The organism is Bacteroides sp., from assembly GCF_028690125.1.
Classification (GTDB): Bacteria; Bacteroidota; Bacteroidia; order Bacteroidales; family Bacteroidaceae; genus Bacteroides.
In genome coordinates this window covers 141,927-159,805 of sequence record NZ_JAQVBV010000007.1, presented here as the reverse complement: position 1 = coordinate 159,805, position 17,879 = coordinate 141,927, and the positions used below count along the sequence as shown (strand labels likewise).

Here is a 17,879-nt window from a genome sequence, read left to right as displayed (position 1 = left end):
CTTCAATTTATTATATAAACAAAAAAATATCAATAACGCCTTACCGGAGTGTAACTAATCTGATAAATATAGTCAAAAAAGGAAGCCCATTCATTCTCGGCAATTCCAATCTGTAAACCATAAAAACGCGTGCTAGCATCCCGGTATTCCTGCATTTGCCGGATTAATTTCGGAGAAGAAAGAGGTATTTTAAAATCACTGATCCATAATATATCTGCATTCATATAGTCTTTATTTGATAGAAGCAACTGAAATGTAGTATTTAGCATTCTAGTAGCATCTGTATCTCCGCAAGCCGTAGTAGAAAAAAAATCAAGAAGCCTCGCTCGTTCTCGCCGGACATCAATCGGATTGACAGACACAGAAAAAGCAATCAGAAAACAATCACGTCTCTGTCTATCAGCTATTTCTAACAGTTTCACCATCAAAGAGTAGGCAATCTTTTCCGGTTTACCAACCATACTCCCAGAAGTATCCAGACAAACAATCATTGGTCCTTTCAACGCTGCAGGTCTCACTTCCAACCGCTTGGCAGGTTTCATAATCTCTGATTTATATCGGAAATTTTGCAGTTTACCGGTAAGGTACTTATAAACAAACAAATTTTCTAACTCAGTATCTGCACAATGAGCTAATTCGATAGGCAAAAGCGAATTTAAATCATTTCCTATTGTAATACCCAATATATCACATTTAGAAGCATGTTCCATCTTATAAATATCCCCTTCTGCGACAGACAACTGCTCTTGACCATCATCAGCAGCAATACGTCCCATTTTATTCGCAATTTTCAGAATTTCAGGAAACTCTTTCTGAATACGGACAATCTTTCGTATCCGTTCAAAATCAAATGTGTTCCAAATACCGTTCATTAATCCCCAAGATTGAAAGAATTCATCCTTCTCTACTTTATTCTTATCCAGATACTCTGGAATTTTTTTAAAATTAGAGCGCATTCTTTGTTCCAGACTATCTTTACGCAATTCGATCTCTTCCTCCTTTTGTTTCTGATTTTTCTGGTGAAAAGCCTCTTTCCAATCATCTATCATTTTCTCCCAAGTCTTGTCGTCCGCATACTTTCCTTCCTGCCCAAACTGCGCTCTGTAAAAACGATGATCAAAACCAAATTCCTGATATGCATCACCCAACTGCTTAAGCAACGCCTGCCAACCATCTCTACGTCGATCAATTGACCAATCCATAACATGTTCCATTCCCTCTTGTTCAGCCTGGCTCTTTTGCAAGTTATATTTTTCTTTATTCAAATTCAGATTGATAAATTGTACCATCGTATCATAAAAAACACAGGCACAGATATCATTATTCAAAACTTGAATTTTTATAACCGCATCATTCATGACAGACAATAAATAAGCATATAATGGTTCTGAGTCAGTTTTTGCACATTCTCCCGTTTTCATATACTTATCCAAAGCTTGGATATAAAAAGCTGAATTATATCTATTCATCACCATACCGTAACTTACGTACATCCACGCGTGCCCATGCAATCTCCTTACGGATAGTTGCTATATATTGATCTATTTCCTTTTTATCTTCTTCCGTTACAAATATATTTTCCCGTAAACCTTTAACTTGTTTATCTATCTTTGCACTTATCACCTCCAATTCTGTCTCATAATCCCGATCGGTTATGGAAAGGTTTCCTAACCACAACTGTTGCTGTTCGCCACCGGTGAGCCTCTTCATCGGAAAACGTACACCATTAATATAAAGATGTCTGCTATCCCTGAACAGTGTAACCCGCTCAGCTCCTTGTTCTTTTAATAATACAGCATCAGAAAAGGTACGAATAATTGTTCGCTTGGGATTCAACGGATCAGTATACATCACTCCCACCATTGGCGCATCTTTTGTGCTATACTCTTTCATATTTTTATAATCAACTATAAAAATATAGGTATTGCCCGTACCATGATTTTCCACTTGATAATAAAAATGATCCGTTATCAACAAATCATCATCCCGACGATCTCCTTTTTGTCTGGCTTTCTCTAATGCCTCGCGTACCCGACTTACTTTTAAATCTGATTTAAGAGATAAAGTAACAGATGTGAGCTCTTTCACATAAGGAACAAACACTGCACGAATCACTATTTGACGAATATTCGTATATTCATCCGGTTCATTCCACAAACAATGATAAATAGGCAAAATGTCAGTCGTACTAACATCTATACGTCCATGTATAAAGGCAGATGTCTTTAATAGGCGAACAATATTTTTCCAACGCCGATCACTTATATATACACTCCGATGTACTTCGGAAGTTTGTATCTCTACTTTACTTAAGTATTTACGAATTTCCGTGATACATGACAGCACATCAGCAGCAACAGTTATCTGCCTTATTTTTTTTTGCCATTCCGCATATTCTTCATTAGAGATTTGCCATTGACAGGTTGTTTCTTCCACTTCATCGCTATCATTCAGTAACATCATATAGAATGTATCCTCTTGCTTCACACACGTACAAATCACACGAAGCAAAAATCGATCCCACAAAGCTTCCAGACCTTCTCCTTGAGTCGGTAATTCATTACTGGCTGCCACCAATAACTTTAAAGGCAATTTTAGTTCAGTATCACCATTTCTGAATAATTTTTCATTGATTACTGTCAATAATGTATTTTGGATAGCGGGACCAGCCTTCCATATCTCATCCAAAAATACGACATCTGCCATCGGCAAATATCCATCAACGACACGTTCATACTTATCTGACACTTTTAACCGACTGATACTTACCGGACCAAAAATCTCATCAGGGGTGGAAAAACGAGACATCAAATACTCAAAAGCTCTTGCTTTGACAAAAGCCTTTTTCAACCGACGTGCCACCATTGATTTAGCTACTCCCGGAGGTCCTAACAGCAAAATACTTTCACCGGCCAAAGCAGCCAACAAGGACAAGCTTATTTCTCTTTCCTTTTCATAAACTCCCCGGTTCATTTCAACCAATAATAATTGTATTCGTTCTCTTATTTCCATTACCTTATATATAAATATATACTAAAGTCTAAATTTCCACCAAAGATAACAAAAACCACATTTATACTAAACATTTCATAAATTCTATTAGCTTAAAGTGAATAAGTGCTTCAAAAAGGTAGGTATTACATTAACTTTTTTATTTATTTTATCTCAAATATTACATAGTATCAGAAAAAAAAGAATATCTTTGCACAATTGAAAAACAACTATACCTATCAAAAACGAAACGCTAATACAATGAAAAAGAAAGGACCTTAATTTTTTTATCAGATATTAGAAGATTTAGTAAGAATTATATTTTACTCCTTCGTCAGCACTACGGATAATCCCATATTATCCTAATCTTATATCATACTAATGTTAGCCAACTTAAATAGTTATACGATGAATAAACGATTTTACTTATTATTGTTAGCCTTCTTAATTCCCCTCTGTGGAATTAAAGCAGAGAATAAAATCACAATAGGTGTTATTCAATATGATTGGAGTGATATTGATAAAAGTTTCAAAGAATTACATGACTCCGGATTTGGATCTTGCCAACTTCAATACAGCCAGAAAATGGATAAAAACTTTGCTGAAAAGTTGAAGGTTGCATCTAAAAAACATCAGATTAAAGTTACAACAGTAGTTTCGGTTCCCGGACATTGTGTTTGGAATTTCAAAGAAGGGCCTTCTACAATTGGTTTAGTCCCTGAAAATGGACGTGAAGAGAAACTGGCAGTTTATCGTAAAATGATTGATTTCTGTGTAATGGCAGACATACCTGCGATGCACTCGCATTTTGGTTTCATCCCGGAAGATTTAGCATCTGAACAATACAAAAGTTTTATTGAGGTTATGAAAGGGTTAGCAAATTATGCAAAAGAGCGTAATATCATGATCTATTTTGAAACAGGACAGGAAACACCAACCACATTGATTCGCGCAATTAAAGATATAGGGACAGGAAATCTTTTTATCAATTGTGACTTGGCTAATCTATTAATGTATGGAAAAGCAAATTCACTTGATGCTGTAAAACAGTTCGGTAGTTTAATTAAAGAATTTCATGCAAAAGACGGGAAATATCCCGATCCGAATAATCCTTATATATTAGGTAAAGAAGTAAACATACCCGAAGGTGAGGTCAATTTTCCAGCTGTAATTGAAGAATTGAAAAAGCAGAACTTCGAGGGTTCTTTAACTATTGAGTGTGAGTTGGGTGATAGCAATCGAGATTATGTAATCAAGACTCGTAAATATTTGCAAAAATTGTTAGACAAATAATCATATAAATTTTATTACTATGGGAATGGACAGAAGAGACTTCTTAAAAACAGTCGGTGGACTAGCTCTTTTCACAATTGTGCCGCGCCACGTATTGGGACATGGCTATATTGCTCCAAGTGATCAATTGACCAAAGGTATCATTGGTGTCGGAGGAATGGGTAGAGGGCATGTAAATTATGCAGGTACACGCTTAGTAGCAGTGTGTGACGTTGATAAAAAGCATCTTGAACTAGGCAAAAATCTGGTAAAAGATAAAATAGCAGCTTATCACGATTTTCGTGATTTGATTTTAGATCCGAATGTAGATATCGTTCATATTGCAACTCCACCTCATTGGCATGGAATCATGTCGGTAGAAGCTGCAAAAGCAGGAAAAGACATTTGGTGCGAGAAACCAATGACACGTACAATCGGTGAAGGTAAACGCGTAAAAGAAGCTGTGGAACAATATGGACGTATGTTCCGTCTGAACACTTGGTTCCGTTTCGAAGATCAGTTCTATGGATTGGGAACTCCGGTTAAGCCTTTAAAGAAATTAGTACAAAGCGGAATGTTAGGATGGCCACTGAAAGTAACTATCAGCAAGCATACCGGATTTGACTGGAAGTTTTTCTGGGTAGGAAAAGAACATCTCGAGCCGCAAACAGTTCCAACAGAATTGGATTATGATATGTGGTTAGGCCCGGCTCCTTACAAACCATACAATGCTCATCGTGTTCACCAGAATTTCCGTGGATATTGGGACTATGATAGTGGTGGTTTGGGCGATATGGGACAACATTATATCGACCCCGTACAATATATATTAGGTAAAGATGATACTAGCCCTGTGAAAGTGGAAGTAGATGCTCCACAACAGCATCCGGATGCAGTCGGAGTTTGGCGTTCTATTACTTACACATATGCTGACGGTTGTCAGATTGTGCTTTGGGGAGGAGACTATGGTAATCCGGACACTCCTTATATAGCAGGTCCTAACGGTAATGTATATAAAAATTTTGTGTGTGACATTCCAGATTGGGAAAAGAAGCTTGCTGATTATCCCGAACCGGAACCACAGGTTTCAGACTTCATTGAAAGTATTAAAACTCGTCAGCCATTTGCATTAAATGAACAAAACGGATTCCGTTCGGCAACAATTGTGAATATAGGAGCAACAGCCCTTCGTTTGAACAGAACACTAAACTTCGACCCTGTAAAAATTGAGTTCATTGATGACGAGGCAGCCAACCGTTTACTGGATCAACCATCGAGAGCGCCGTGGAATATTTAGTTCATTCAAAATTTGAAAACACATGAAGAAAGTATATATATCAATAGCAACCTTGTTATTATGCGGAAGTATGCTAATGGCACAATCTCCGGCCAATCGTACGGCAAAAACGATCATTGCCGATGTATTGGTTCAAATGCCCGTGGCAAAACAAGCAGAGTACAATAAACTTATAAAAGATCTGACTTCTACCGGTGAAGAAGGAGTCTTGATGCTAATAGACAGGATCAATCCACCGGGTAAAGATAGCAACTCAAACGTAGATTATGCCTTGAGCGGTTTGAGTCATTACGTCATGGCAAAAGGGGAAGAGAATGCCCGTCTGGTTGTAGCTAATGCTTATTTAAAAGCCTTGGATAAGACGAATGAACGCGAAATTAAAGCATTCATCATTCGTCAGCTTCAGGTATTAGGAAAAGACGAATGTGTAGATGCCCTTGCCGCGTATCTGAATGATGAATCATTAAGTAGCCCTGCTGCTTGTGCATTAGCTTCTATCGGAACCCCTCAAGCTGGATTGGCACTGACTGCTGCTTTAAAAAGCCGTGCCGGTTCACCTAAAACGCAAAAAAATATTATTCAGGCAATTGGAGACGCACGAGTAACAGACACTGAAGAACTTTTAAAAACATTGTTAGCGACTTCTAATCCGGAGATACAATCAGAATTATTGTACGCATTAAGTCAGGTAGGAGGCCTTAATTCATTAGACGTTCTGGCTAGCGCTGCCGCTAAAGATGGTTACACCATGAAAAAGGAGGGAGCTAATGATGCCTACCTTAGATTACTTAACCGCCTAATCGGGGAAGGGTATCTAAAAGAGGTGACGAAAGCTGCCCAGAAGTTACAAAAAGACGCAACGAAAGCGGGACAAGAACAGACACGTGAAGCCGCTTTGCAAACTCTGCTGCTTGCTGAACTAGCAGGACAAAACAGTGCAAATGCGACTAAATTAATTCTGACGGCGATGAAAAGCCCAAGCAGAAGCTATCGGAATGCAGCTTTGAAGTATGCCTCAGAATATGCTGACAAAGATTTATATATCAAGCTGGTGAAAGTAATGGAAAAAGCTAAACCAGAACTGAAAACAGATATTTTGAGCTGGATAGGACGTGAAGCTAAAAAGACGGCTAAGCATGACATTCTTCAAAATCTGGAAATCCGTTCGGGACTTACCGCTCAACAGATTATATTGGATGAACTGACTAATAATGACTTTAATGTAAAACAAGCAGCCACTTGGGCATTGGTAAAGATTGGAGATCAGTCATGTATTCCTTCTATCGCAGCATTATTAAAGGATAACGACAAACAGATTGTGTTATTAGGTCAAGACGCTTTAGTCGCGTTCCCGGGAAATATTAACGATGCAGTAGCAGAAGTTATCCCTTCTTCTACCGATGCCGGAAAGATTGCCGGACTTGAGTTATTGGCTATGCGTAAAGCTAGCAATAATTTAAAAACTGTATTAGAACAAATACAATCCGGTTCTCCCGAAGTGAAGAAGGTAGGCTATGCAACACTAAAAAATGTAGTAAGCAATAAAGACATTGATACAATGTGTAAAATGTTAGAAAACGCCGATGAGCAAACCATTCCGGCTATGCAACGCGCGGTGATTTCTGCTATTTCTTCTCTGCCGCCAAAAGAACAGGTTAAGATTGTTACCAGCCGTATGTCACAAGCTGGTGATAAAGAGTATCTTTACTATCTGGTATTATCCTCTACTAATCAGCCGGAAGTGTTAGCAACCATCGTGAAAGGCTTCCATACAAATACAGGAGCCAAACAAGATGCTGCTTTTGAAGCCCTACTGAATTGGAAAGACAATCAAGTAGCTGAAGAGTTGTATAATATTTGTAAGCTGAATCCGTCTTCTAAATATTTCGAGCCGGGACTCACTACTTATACAAAATTGGTATCTAACCCTTCATTTACAGGTGAAAGACGCCTTTTAAGTCTATGTAAGGCTATGGATATTGCCCAGACAGATGCACAGAAAAAAGCTATTCTGAAACAGATAGAAAAGACCAATACCTTCCTCGGTATGTTGTACGCGGGCAAATTCCTAGATCAGAAACCGGTACAGCAAGCAGCAGCCAATGCTGTCATGAACATTGCTTTAGGCAACAAAGAATATATAGGAACCAATGTCCGCGATTTACTAAACAAAGTATTGGAAGTACTGGACAATCCGGATGCACGTTATCAAAAAGAGGCTATCAAGAAGCATTTAGCAGAAATGCCTCAAGGTGAAGGTTTCTTATCCATCTTCAATGGCAAAGATCTGACCGGATGGAAAGGATTGGTAGAAAACCCAATTGCTCGGGCTAAGATGAAACCAGCACAGTTGGCAGAAGCACAGAAGAAAGCTGATGAGATAATGCGCAAAGGTTGGAAAGTAGAAGATGGAGTATTGGTATTCGAAGGTAAAGGCGACAACCTATGTACAGAAAAACAATACGGTGACTTTGAAATGTATGTAGACTGGATGCTTGATCCGGCAGGTCCTGAAGCAGATGCTGGCATTTATTTACGTGGTACTCCTCAAGTGCAAATATGGGATACTGCACGTACCAATGTAGGTGCACAAGTAGGTTCCGGCGGTTTATATAACAACCAAGTAAACCTAAGTAAGCCATCAAAAGTTGCAGACAATAAGCTGGGTGAATGGAACAGTTTCTATATTAAAATGGTAGGCGACCGTGTTACGGTTGTATTGAATGGAGAAAAGGTGGTAAACAACGTGATTCTTGAAAACTATTGGGACCGTAAATCACCGATCTTCCCTATCGAACAAATTGAATTACAGGCACATGGTAGCAAGGTATATTACCGTAATATCTACGTAAAAGAGCTAGAGCGTCAGGAACCGTTCAAACTTTCTGCTGAGGAAGAAAAAGAAGGATTCAAAATATTGTTTGATGGAACCAATATGCACGAGTGGACAGGCAATACTGTTGATTACACTTTAAATAACAACTGTATATCTTTGGTTCCGAGCAAAAGTTCCGGTGGAAATTTATATACGAAGAATGAATATGGAAACTTTGTATTCCGATTCGAATTCCAATTGACTCCCGGTGCAAACAATGGTGTAGGCATACGTACTCCGATGGGAGTAGATGCTGCCTATAATGGAATGGAAATTCAGGTATTGGATTGCGAACATCCTATTTATAAGGACATTACTCCTCTGCAACATCATGGTTCCGTTTACGGTATAATTCCGGCAAAACCAGATCATCAAAGTATCTTCAAACCTGTTGGTGAATGGAATACGGAAGAAATTGTCGCGGATGGTGACAATATCCGTGTAACAGTAAATGGCATTGTGATTACAGAAGGCAATATTCGGGAAGCAACTAAGAATGGTACTGCCGATCATCAGAAACATCCGGGACTTTTCAATCCAAAAGGTCATATCGGCTTCTTGGGACATGGATCTCCGGTCAAGTTCCGAAATATCCGTATCAAAGAACTGAAATAACAATTATTCTCATTTCATAGCCAATTGTAAAGCGATAGTAAAAGCTTTATTTTGCTAGATTTAGAATGCGAATTAACGCGGGTTTTCACAGATTAAAATTATATAAATCTGTGATGATCCGCGTTTTTTTCGCATTTCATAATTCATATCACAAACAATGGGTCCCTTACAAAAAACTTCTTCCTTTTTTGTTCCAATAAAAACAAAAGGGTGCAAATTTCCACCTTTATTTACCATCTTTATTCAAATAAAAGCTATCTTTGCGAGTCAGAATCCCGAAATAAGAAAATAATGGAGCAAATAGATAATCTAAAAGAGCTTATTAATCGGGGAGATGTGGATAAAGCAATAGAGCAATTGAACCAACTCCTCCAAGATATTTCTGTCGAACAAGAGAAGGATGCTATTTACTATCTGCGGGGAAATGCTTACCGAAAAAAAGGAGATTGGAAACAGGCTTTGGATAACTACCAACATGCCATCGATCTTAACCCCGACAGTCCTGCCGTACAAGCTCGAAAAATGGCGATAGATATCCTGAATTTCTATCACAAAGATATGTACAATCAATAATTGAAATAAAGATAACGTAATAAAATAAAGATTATGGCAAAAATCAAAGGAGCAATCGTAGTCGATACAGAACGTTGCAAAGGATGCAACTTATGTGTGGTAGCGTGCCCGCTCGATGTAATTTCCCTCAATAAAGAGGTGAATATGAAAGGCTATAACTATGCCTATCAAGTGAAAGAAGATACCTGTAACGGATGCAGTTCTTGTGCAACAGTCTGTCCGGACGGATGTATCTCAGTGTATAAAGTTAAATGTGAATAAAAGAAACGAATATGGCAGAAGAAGTTGTATTAATGAAAGGTAACGAAGCCATCGCACATGCAGCTATCCGTTGCGGTGCGGACGGGTACTTCGGTTATCCTATTACTCCTCAATCAGAAGTGCTGGAAACACTTGCCGAACTGAAACCGTGGGAAACTACCGGAATGGTAGTACTCCAGGCAGAAAGTGAAGTAGCAGCTATCAATATGGTATATGGGGGTGCAGGAAGTGGGAAAATGGTAATAACTTCCTCGTCCAGCCCCGGTGTAAGCTTGAAACAAGAAGGGATTTCTTATCTCGCAGGAGCGGAACTCCCCTGTTTGATTGTAAACGTAATGCGTGGAGGTCCCGGTTTGGGAACGATCCAACCAAGCCAAGCTGATTATTTCCAGACTGTAAAAGGTGGTGGTCACGGTGACTATAAATTAATTGCTTTTGCACCGGCCTCTGTACAAGAAATGGCTGATTTCGTAAGTCTCGGCTTTGAACTTGCATTTAAATATCGTAATCCAGCTATCATTCTTGCTGATGGAGTTATCGGACAAATGATGGAAAAAGTGGTTCTTCCGGCTCAAAAGCCACGTCGTACCGAGGCTGAAGTAATCGAACAATGTCCTTGGGCATCTACCGGAAAAACAAAAGGTCGTAAGCCAAACATCATTACTTCTCTCGAACTAAAACCGGAAGCAATGGAAGTAAACAATCTTCGTTTCCAAGCTAAATATCGTGAAATTGAAGAGAATGAAGTACGTTTTGAAGAAATTGACTGTGAAGATGCAGAGTACTTGATTATCGCTTTTGGTTCAATGGCACGTATCGGTCAGAAAGCAATGGAACTTGCACGTGAGAAAGGAATTAAAGTAGGTATTCTACGTCCTATTACATTATGGCCTTTCCCGACTAAGGCAATTGCAGCTTATGCCGATAAAGTAAAAGGTATGCTCGTTACGGAACTGAATGCCGGACAGATGATTGAAGATGTCCGCTTGGCAGTAAACGGTAAAATTAAAGTCGAACATTTCGGACGTCTCGGCGGTATTGTTCCCGATCCGGACGAAATTGTAGAAGCACTGGTAGAAAAACTAATCAAATAACGAAACGATGAATCCCGATAAAATAAGAAACGTACTAAACATCGTCTTTATTATTCTGGCTATAGCAGCTGTAATTATCTACTTTGTAGCAAGAGACGACTTTAAATTATTTATCTACGTATGTGGCACGGCTGTATTCGTGAAGATAATGGAGTTTTTTATACGGTTCACCAACAGATAAGGAGAAGAAGTTATGATTAAAGAAGAAATAATCAAGCCCGAGAATCTGGTTTATAAGAAACCGACTCTGATGAACAATAATTCCATGCACTACTGTCCGGGTTGCAGTCATGGCGTGGTACATAAGCTCATTGCCGAGGTTATTGAGGAAATGGGTATGGAAGATAAAACTATCGGTATCTCACCGGTAGGATGTGCAGTCTTCATCTACAACTATTTGGATATTGACTGGCAAGAAGCAGCGCACGGACGTGCACCTGCATTGGCTACAGCCATCAAACGCTTATGGCCTGACCGACTTGTATTCACTTATCAGGGTGATGGCGACTTGGCTTGTATTGGTACTGCCGAAACAATTCACGCTCTGAATAGAGGCGAAAATATTACTATTATCTTTATCAACAATGCTATCTACGGTATGACCGGTGGTCAGATGGCACCTACTACATTGGTTGGAATGAAAAGTTCTACTTGTCCCTACGGACGTGATGTAGAGTTACATGGTTACCCACTGAAAATTACAGAAATTGCAGCTCAACTGGAAGGTACAGCTTATGTTACTCGTCAGTCGGTACAATCAGTTCCTGCTATCCGTAAAGCAAAAAAAGCGATCCGCAAGGCTTTTGAAAATTCAATGAACGGTAAAGGATCTAACCTTGTAGAAATTGTGTCTACTTGTAGCTCCGGTTGGAAAATGACACCGGAAAAAGCGAATAAATGGATGGAAGAGCATATGTTCCCATTTTATCCGCTGGGTGATTTAAAAGATAAAGAATAACGCTTAAAGTCAGCAGAGCAATGAAAGAAGAAATTATTATAGCAGGATTCGGTGGACAAGGCGTATTGTCTATGGGTAAGATTTTGGCTTATTCCGGACTGATGGAAGGCAAAGAAGTTAGCTGGATGCCAGCGTACGGTCCAGAACAACGAGGTGGAACAGCCAATGTTACAGTAATTGTAAGTGATGACAAAATATCGTCTCCTATTCTAAGTAAATACGATGCAGCTATCATACTGAACCAGCCCTCACTCGAGAAATTTGAAAGCAAAGTAAAACCGGGTGGTATCTTAATTTATGACGGATATGGAATTATCAACCCTCCTACCCGCAAAGATATTAAAGTATACCGTATTGATGCTATGGATGCAGCCAACGAAATGAACAACGCCAAAGCATTCAATATGATTGTACTTGGTGGTTTACTTAAGCTTCTCCCTATGGTAACATTGGATAGTGTAATCAAAGGATTGAAGAAAACTCTTCCGGAAAGGCACCATCACTTGATTCCGATGAATGAAGTAGCCATCAAGAAAGGTATGGAACTCATTCGTGAAGTTTAATTAATGAATAATGGATTATGGATAATTGATAATTATTAGCTACGCAGATTGCGGATGCAACATTATTTTCAATTATCCATTATCATTAAATCAATTAAAGTAAGTATCTTTGCCTCCAATTATGAGACGAATTTTACTTATATATATATTACTTTTCGTTATAGGCTTGACTACTGTTCATGCACAGTTCAACTCAGGCAACCGACAATATGACGAAAACGGTCGTGACCAATACGGTAATCAGATTGACCCGGCCATGCTTCCGGATAAACTGGACAGTGCAAACGTAGAGGTACAAAGCTTACCTCCTAAACTTTATATGTGGCGTATCAAGAATGAACTGGGTGACCGGATTATGATTCCGGCAGATACGGCTTATCACCACTTCCAAAATACAAACCTCACAGAAGGAATCACAGGTCATTATAATTATCTGGCCAATATGGGCTCCCCCCGTTTATCGCGTATCTTCTTTGACCGCCGTTATCCGGAACCCACCATTTTCATGGAGCCTTTCTCAAGCTTCTTTATTCGCCCCACTGAATTTAACTTCACGAATAGTAACGTGCCCTACACCAATCTGACGTATCACAAGGCGGGTAATAAAGTGAATGGAGAAGAACGTTTTAAATCCTATTTTTCTGTAAACGTAAACAAGAAACTGGCATTCGGTTTTAATATTGATTATTTATATGGACGGGGATATTATAATAACCAAGGGACTTCTTACTTTAATGCAGCTTTCTTTGGTAGCTATATCAGCGACCGTTATCAGGTACAGGCAATATACAGCAATAACTACCTAAAAACAAATGAAAATGGAGGTATCACAGACGACCGTTACATTACTGCTCCCGAAGATATAGCAAATGGAACCAGGGAATACGAATCAACGAATATACCTACCGTACTGAATGCCAGTGCAAACCGTAATCATGATTTTTATGTCTTTATGAATCAAAGATATAACTTAGGATTTCGGCGTGACATTCCTAAGGCAGAAAATGATACAACTCCTACTAAACAAGAATTTGTTCCGGTTACAAGCTTTATACACACCTTTCAAGTAGAGCGGTCACGACATAATTTCCGGTCGAAAGATAACGTAAAAGACTATTATCAGAATACTTTCTTAGAACAGGATGACCCGATTGTAAGAGATAGTACGATATATATTGGAGTGAAAAACACAGTAGGTATTGCTTTATTGGAAGGCTTCAATAAATATGCTAAAGCAGGATTGACTGCATTTGCCTCATACAAGTTGAGCAAGTACTCATTAATGAATCTCGAGGGCTTAAAACCCGACCATTATAAAGAAAATGAGGTCTTTGTAGGCGGTGAATTGTCCAAACGTGAAGGTAATTTTCTCCATTACCACGCCATAGGTGAAGTGGGACTTGCAGGCACTGCAATCGGACAATTCAATGTAAAAGGAGATCTTGACCTGAATGTCCCATTATGGAAAGATACCGTAAGCTTGGTGGCACGCGGTGAAGTCAGTAATCAGATGGCACCATTCTATATGCGGCATTATCATTCCAAACATTTCTGGTGGGATGATGATATGGCTAAAGAATTCCGTACCCGAATTGAAGGAGAATTAAGCATCGCTCGTTGGAGAACTCGCTTGAGTGGCGGAGTTGAGAATATTAAGAACTTTACCTATTTCAACCAACAAGCATTGCCGGCTCAAAAGAGCGGAAGTTTACAAGTTGTTTCAGCCCGTTTTAATCAAGACTTCAAATTAGGCATTTTCCACTTGGACAATGAGGTTGTTTGGCAGAAGTCCAGTGACCAAGTTGTACTTCCTCTACCTGATCTTTCATTATACCACAACTTTTATATGCAGTTCAAATTGGCTAAAAAAGTGCTAAGTGTGCAATTGGGTGCTGATGTGCGTTACTTTACTAAATATTATGCTCCGGCATATATGCCCGCTACTGAGCAGTTCTATCTGCAACCGGAAAATGACCGGGTGAAAATTGGCGGTTATCCAATCGTAAATGTATATGCGAACTTACACTTGAAACGTACTCGTTTCTATGTAATGATGTATCATGTAAACCAAGGTATAAGTAAAGCAGACTATTTTTTAGCTCCTCATTACCCGATCAATCCACGGGTGCTTAAGTTTGGTCTTTCATGGAATTTCTATGATTAATTTTTATATTGCTTATGGAATCAAAAGTGAAATCGAAAATTTATAAATATCTATTCCCGGTTGTTATTATATCAGCAATCATATTCGCTTTTCGGTACTGTGGCAAACAAGATAAGCATATAGGGCATCCACGTGATTATGATGCCATTATAAAAGATGGAGTTTTGCGTGTAGCTACCGAGTATAACTCCATCAGTTTCTATGTAGACGGAGATACCGTTTCCGGTTTCAATTATGAATTAATACAAGCCTTCGCACGTGATAAAGGATTGAAAGCTGAGATTACTCCTGAAATGAGTTTCGAGGAACGCTTGAAAGGACTAAGTGAAGGACGTTACGATGTGATAGCTTATGGAATATTAGCAACCAGTGAGTTTAAAGATTCTCTTCTGCTCACCTCTCCTATCATACTCAACAAACAAGTACTTGTACAACGGAAAGAAAGTGAAGAGAATGATTCACTTTACATTAGAAACCAATTGGATCTGGCTGGTCGCACCCTGCATATAGTTAAAGGTTCTCCTTCTATTCTCCGTATTCGTAACTTGGGAAATGAAATTGGTGACACTATTTATGTTAAAGAAATAGAGAGATATGGTCCGGAGCAACTCATATCAATGGTTGCCCATGGGGACATAGATTATCTTGTCTGTGATGAAAGTATAGCTGAAGCTGTAATCGATTCATTGCCACAGATAGATATTCATACCGATATCAGTTTCACTCAATTCTACTCGTGGGCTGTAAGCAAACAATCACCTATATTATTAGATAGTTTGAATGCCTGGTTAGATAAATTTCAGAAAGAAAAAGAATATCAGGAAATCTATCATAAGTACTACAAACAATAATTTCATACAGATTAAAAGCTATTTATAAGTTGCTCTTGCCAAAAATTAGCTCTATCTTTGCTTTTCAGATATAAAACAGAATAGGTATATATGAGTGAAAAGATTATCAAATGGGGCTTTATTGGCTGTGGAGAAGTAACTAAGACTAAAAGTGGTCCGGCTTTTCAGAAAGTAGAACATTCGGAAGTCATAGCTGTGATGAGCCGCGAGGGTGCAAAAGCTAAAGCCTACGCCAAAGAGAGAGGGATTAAAAAATGGTATGACGATGCACAAGAGCTGATTGATGATCCTGAGGTAAACGCTATCTATATCGCCACTCCCCCTTCTTCACACGCTACCTATGCCATCATGGCCATGAAAGCAGGTAAGCCTGCTTATATTGAAAAACCTATGGCACAAACTTACGAAGAATGTACACGCATCAATCGTATTTCGCAAGAAACTGGTGTACCTTGTTTCGTTGCTTATTATCGTAGATACCTCCCCTACTTCCAAAAAGTAAAAGAATTAGTAGAAAATGGTGCTATTGGCAATGTCATCAATGTACAAATCCGTTTTGCACAACCACCACGTGATCTGGACTATAACCGTGGCAACCTGCCTTGGCGTGTACAAGCAGATATTGCGGGAGGAGGTTATTTCTACGATCTTGCCCCTCACCAGATTGATTTACTACAAGATATGTTCGGTTGTATCCTTGAGGCTAACGGTTATAAAAGTAACCGTGGGGGACTTTATCCGGCTGAAGATACCTTAAGTGCCTGCTTTCAATTTGATAACGGACTGGTAGGAAGCGGTTCCTGGTGTTTTGTAGCACATGATTCTGCCCGTGAAGACCGTATTGAGATTATTGGAGACAAGGGGATGATTTGTTTCTCTGTGTTTACTTATGAGCCAATTGCTTTGCATACCGAACACGGACGTGAAGAATTCTGTATCGGTAATCCTGAACACGTACAACAGCCACTGATCCAAGCCGTAGTCGATCATCTATTAGGCAAATCCGTCTGTTCCTGTGACGGTCAAAGTGCAACCCTAACCAACTGGGTAATGGACAAAATACTCGGAAAACTTTAATAATATTCTCTCAAAAAATCTCATACGATCGATATTTAAGCACCAGCTGCCTTGCCATACCACAGCAATCAGCCAGTGTTTTTTGATAGAAATACAAAATAAATCATTTCCTGATGTCACGTTTTTCATTCTCCGGCGTCTTATCTGTGTAAATATATCAACCGTTTTATCCTTTTTAAAACAGGAAAAAAAGGATCTGCTACTCTGATCTATATCGAAGGAGAGTTGGATGCAGACGATCTGGTAACTATGCTATTTATGAAAAAAGAATAAATACATTACAAAAACAATTGACATGAAACATCTATTATTGCTATTGCTGTTGATTGCTCCAATGAGCATCATAGCACAACAGAAGAACAATCCACAGGATACGACACTCTATCTCAATGGACGAAAAATCGTTGTTAAAGAACAAGGCGATAAAATAAAGGTCAAACTTTACGAAAAATCATCCGGTAAAGATAGTCTGATGTCTAACATACAAATATTCGAGGGAGTGTATTTGAATGGGAAAAGTATGGAAAACCGTACAATTCTAGATGCACTTCCTTTTACCAAACGAAAGAAAAGAAATATCAATAACTTCGCCCCCCATCTTTCCGGCCTTTATTTTGGATATATGATGGTATCAGAGAATTTTGGAACTTACAATCAGTCTGATCAAATCAGTATCAACGCCACTCATTCTTGGGAAATAGGTGGTACTCTTTTCACTAGTTCTCATTCCTTCGGTCCTACTCAGAATTGGGGCTTTGCTATCGGATTAGGCTGGGGATATCGTAGTATGCGTTTGGATGGCAACTATGCTTTCCGTGACATAGACGGAGTCACTCAGATCGTTCCCGGAGAATCAGGTGAAATTCCAATGGAATACAGCAAAAGTCGCTTACGTTATTTCTATTTCCGCATTCCGCTCTCTATTGAATGGCAAACACGACTATGCCATAGGAAGGCTATATTCTTCTCTGCTGGTCCTGAAGCAGAAATCCGCCACGGATTTAAGTCTAAAGGAAAAATAAATGGCAAGAAACAGACATTTGACAAGAATTTACATGGACGTCCTGTGGGAATCAATCTATTGGTGCAAGCTGGTTATGGCAATCTAGGATTTTATACACGTTATGCCACTTATGGACTTTTTGAAAAAGGAAAAGGACCCGAAATTTTACCTTTCTCTTTCGGATTGTCTTGGTATTGGTAGTAAGTTAAAAAGAAAAAATACCGGATACGAATATCGTTTGTTTTCTTTATATTTGTAGGAAAGTATACAAATAAAGTAAAACTA

The 17,879-nt window shown here is 39.0% G+C and carries 14 protein-coding genes; 12 read left to right on the top strand and 2 right to left on the bottom strand.

Going from position 1 to position 17,879, the window contains the following annotated elements; genetic code table 11:
• Window positions 1-29 precede the first annotated feature (29 nt).
• Entirely contained in the window at window positions 30-1,493 is a 1,464-nt protein-coding gene (locus PHO71_RS06870) for a hypothetical protein (RefSeq protein WP_300200833.1), read from the bottom strand.
• Complete coding sequence (locus PHO71_RS06865; protein ID WP_300200830.1) at window positions 1,462-3,012, bottom strand: AAA family ATPase; 1,551 nt, start codon at window positions 3,010-3,012, stop codon at window positions 1,462-1,464. Before PHO71_RS06865 ends, PHO71_RS06870 begins: the two co-directional genes overlap by 32 nt.
• A 387-nt stretch (window positions 3,013-3,399) precedes the next feature.
• Here PHO71_RS06865 and PHO71_RS06860 point away from each other — a divergent pair, with 387 nt between their 5' ends.
• From PHO71_RS06860 to PHO71_RS06805, 12 genes are all read left to right on the top strand, one after another.
• A complete protein-coding gene (locus PHO71_RS06860; protein WP_300200827.1) occupies window positions 3,400-4,284 on the top strand; it encodes a sugar phosphate isomerase/epimerase in 885 nt (294 codons plus the stop codon).
• 19 nt (window positions 4,285-4,303) lie between these two features.
• Window positions 4,304-5,560, top strand: coding sequence for a Gfo/Idh/MocA family oxidoreductase (locus tag PHO71_RS06855; RefSeq protein ID WP_300200824.1), 1,257 nt, complete (start codon window positions 4,304-4,306; stop codon window positions 5,558-5,560).
• 22 nt (window positions 5,561-5,582) lie between these two features.
• Window positions 5,583-9,050, top strand: a complete 3,468-nt coding sequence (locus PHO71_RS06850) for a DUF1080 domain-containing protein (RefSeq protein WP_300200821.1) — start codon at window positions 5,583-5,585, stop codon at window positions 9,048-9,050.
• A 291-nt stretch (window positions 9,051-9,341) separates the two neighbouring features.
• On the top strand, window positions 9,342-9,623 hold the full coding sequence (locus PHO71_RS06845; RefSeq protein WP_300200819.1) for a tol-pal system YbgF family protein: 282 nt from the start codon (window positions 9,342-9,344) through the stop codon (window positions 9,621-9,623).
• 33 nt (window positions 9,624-9,656) lie between these two features.
• Window positions 9,657-9,884, top strand: a complete 228-nt coding sequence (locus tag PHO71_RS06840; protein WP_300200817.1) for a ferredoxin family protein — start codon at window positions 9,657-9,659, stop codon at window positions 9,882-9,884.
• Between the two features lie 11 nt (window positions 9,885-9,895).
• Window positions 9,896-10,978 (top strand): 3-methyl-2-oxobutanoate dehydrogenase subunit VorB, encoded by a 1,083-nt coding sequence (locus tag PHO71_RS06835; RefSeq protein WP_300200814.1) that lies wholly within the window; start codon window positions 9,896-9,898, stop codon window positions 10,976-10,978.
• A 193-nt stretch (window positions 10,979-11,171) separates the two neighbouring features.
• Window positions 11,172-11,936: a thiamine pyrophosphate-dependent enzyme gene (locus PHO71_RS06830; protein ID WP_300200811.1), complete on the top strand. Its 765-nt coding sequence runs from the start codon at window positions 11,172-11,174 to the stop codon at window positions 11,934-11,936.
• Between the two features lie 20 nt (window positions 11,937-11,956).
• Window positions 11,957-12,499 carry a 2-oxoacid:acceptor oxidoreductase family protein gene (locus PHO71_RS06825; protein ID WP_300200808.1) on the top strand — a complete coding sequence of 181 codons (543 nt, stop codon included), beginning with the start codon at window positions 11,957-11,959 and terminating at the stop codon, window positions 12,497-12,499.
• A gap of 121 nt (window positions 12,500-12,620) precedes the next feature.
• Window positions 12,621-14,663 (top strand): putative porin, encoded by a 2,043-nt coding sequence (locus PHO71_RS06820; RefSeq protein ID WP_300200805.1) that lies wholly within the window; start codon window positions 12,621-12,623, stop codon window positions 14,661-14,663.
• A gap of 14 nt (window positions 14,664-14,677) precedes the next feature.
• On the top strand, window positions 14,678-15,514 hold the full coding sequence (locus PHO71_RS06815; RefSeq protein ID WP_300200802.1) for a transporter substrate-binding domain-containing protein: 837 nt from the start codon (window positions 14,678-14,680) through the stop codon (window positions 15,512-15,514).
• A 90-nt stretch (window positions 15,515-15,604) separates the two neighbouring features.
• Window positions 15,605-16,591: a Gfo/Idh/MocA family oxidoreductase gene (locus tag PHO71_RS06810; protein ID WP_300200799.1), complete on the top strand. Its 987-nt coding sequence runs from the start codon at window positions 15,605-15,607 to the stop codon at window positions 16,589-16,591.
• 295 nt (window positions 16,592-16,886) lie between these two features.
• Entirely contained in the window at window positions 16,887-17,795 is a 909-nt protein-coding gene (locus PHO71_RS06805) for a hypothetical protein (protein ID WP_300200796.1), read from the top strand.
• The last annotated feature ends 84 nt before the right edge of the window (window positions 17,796-17,879 follow it).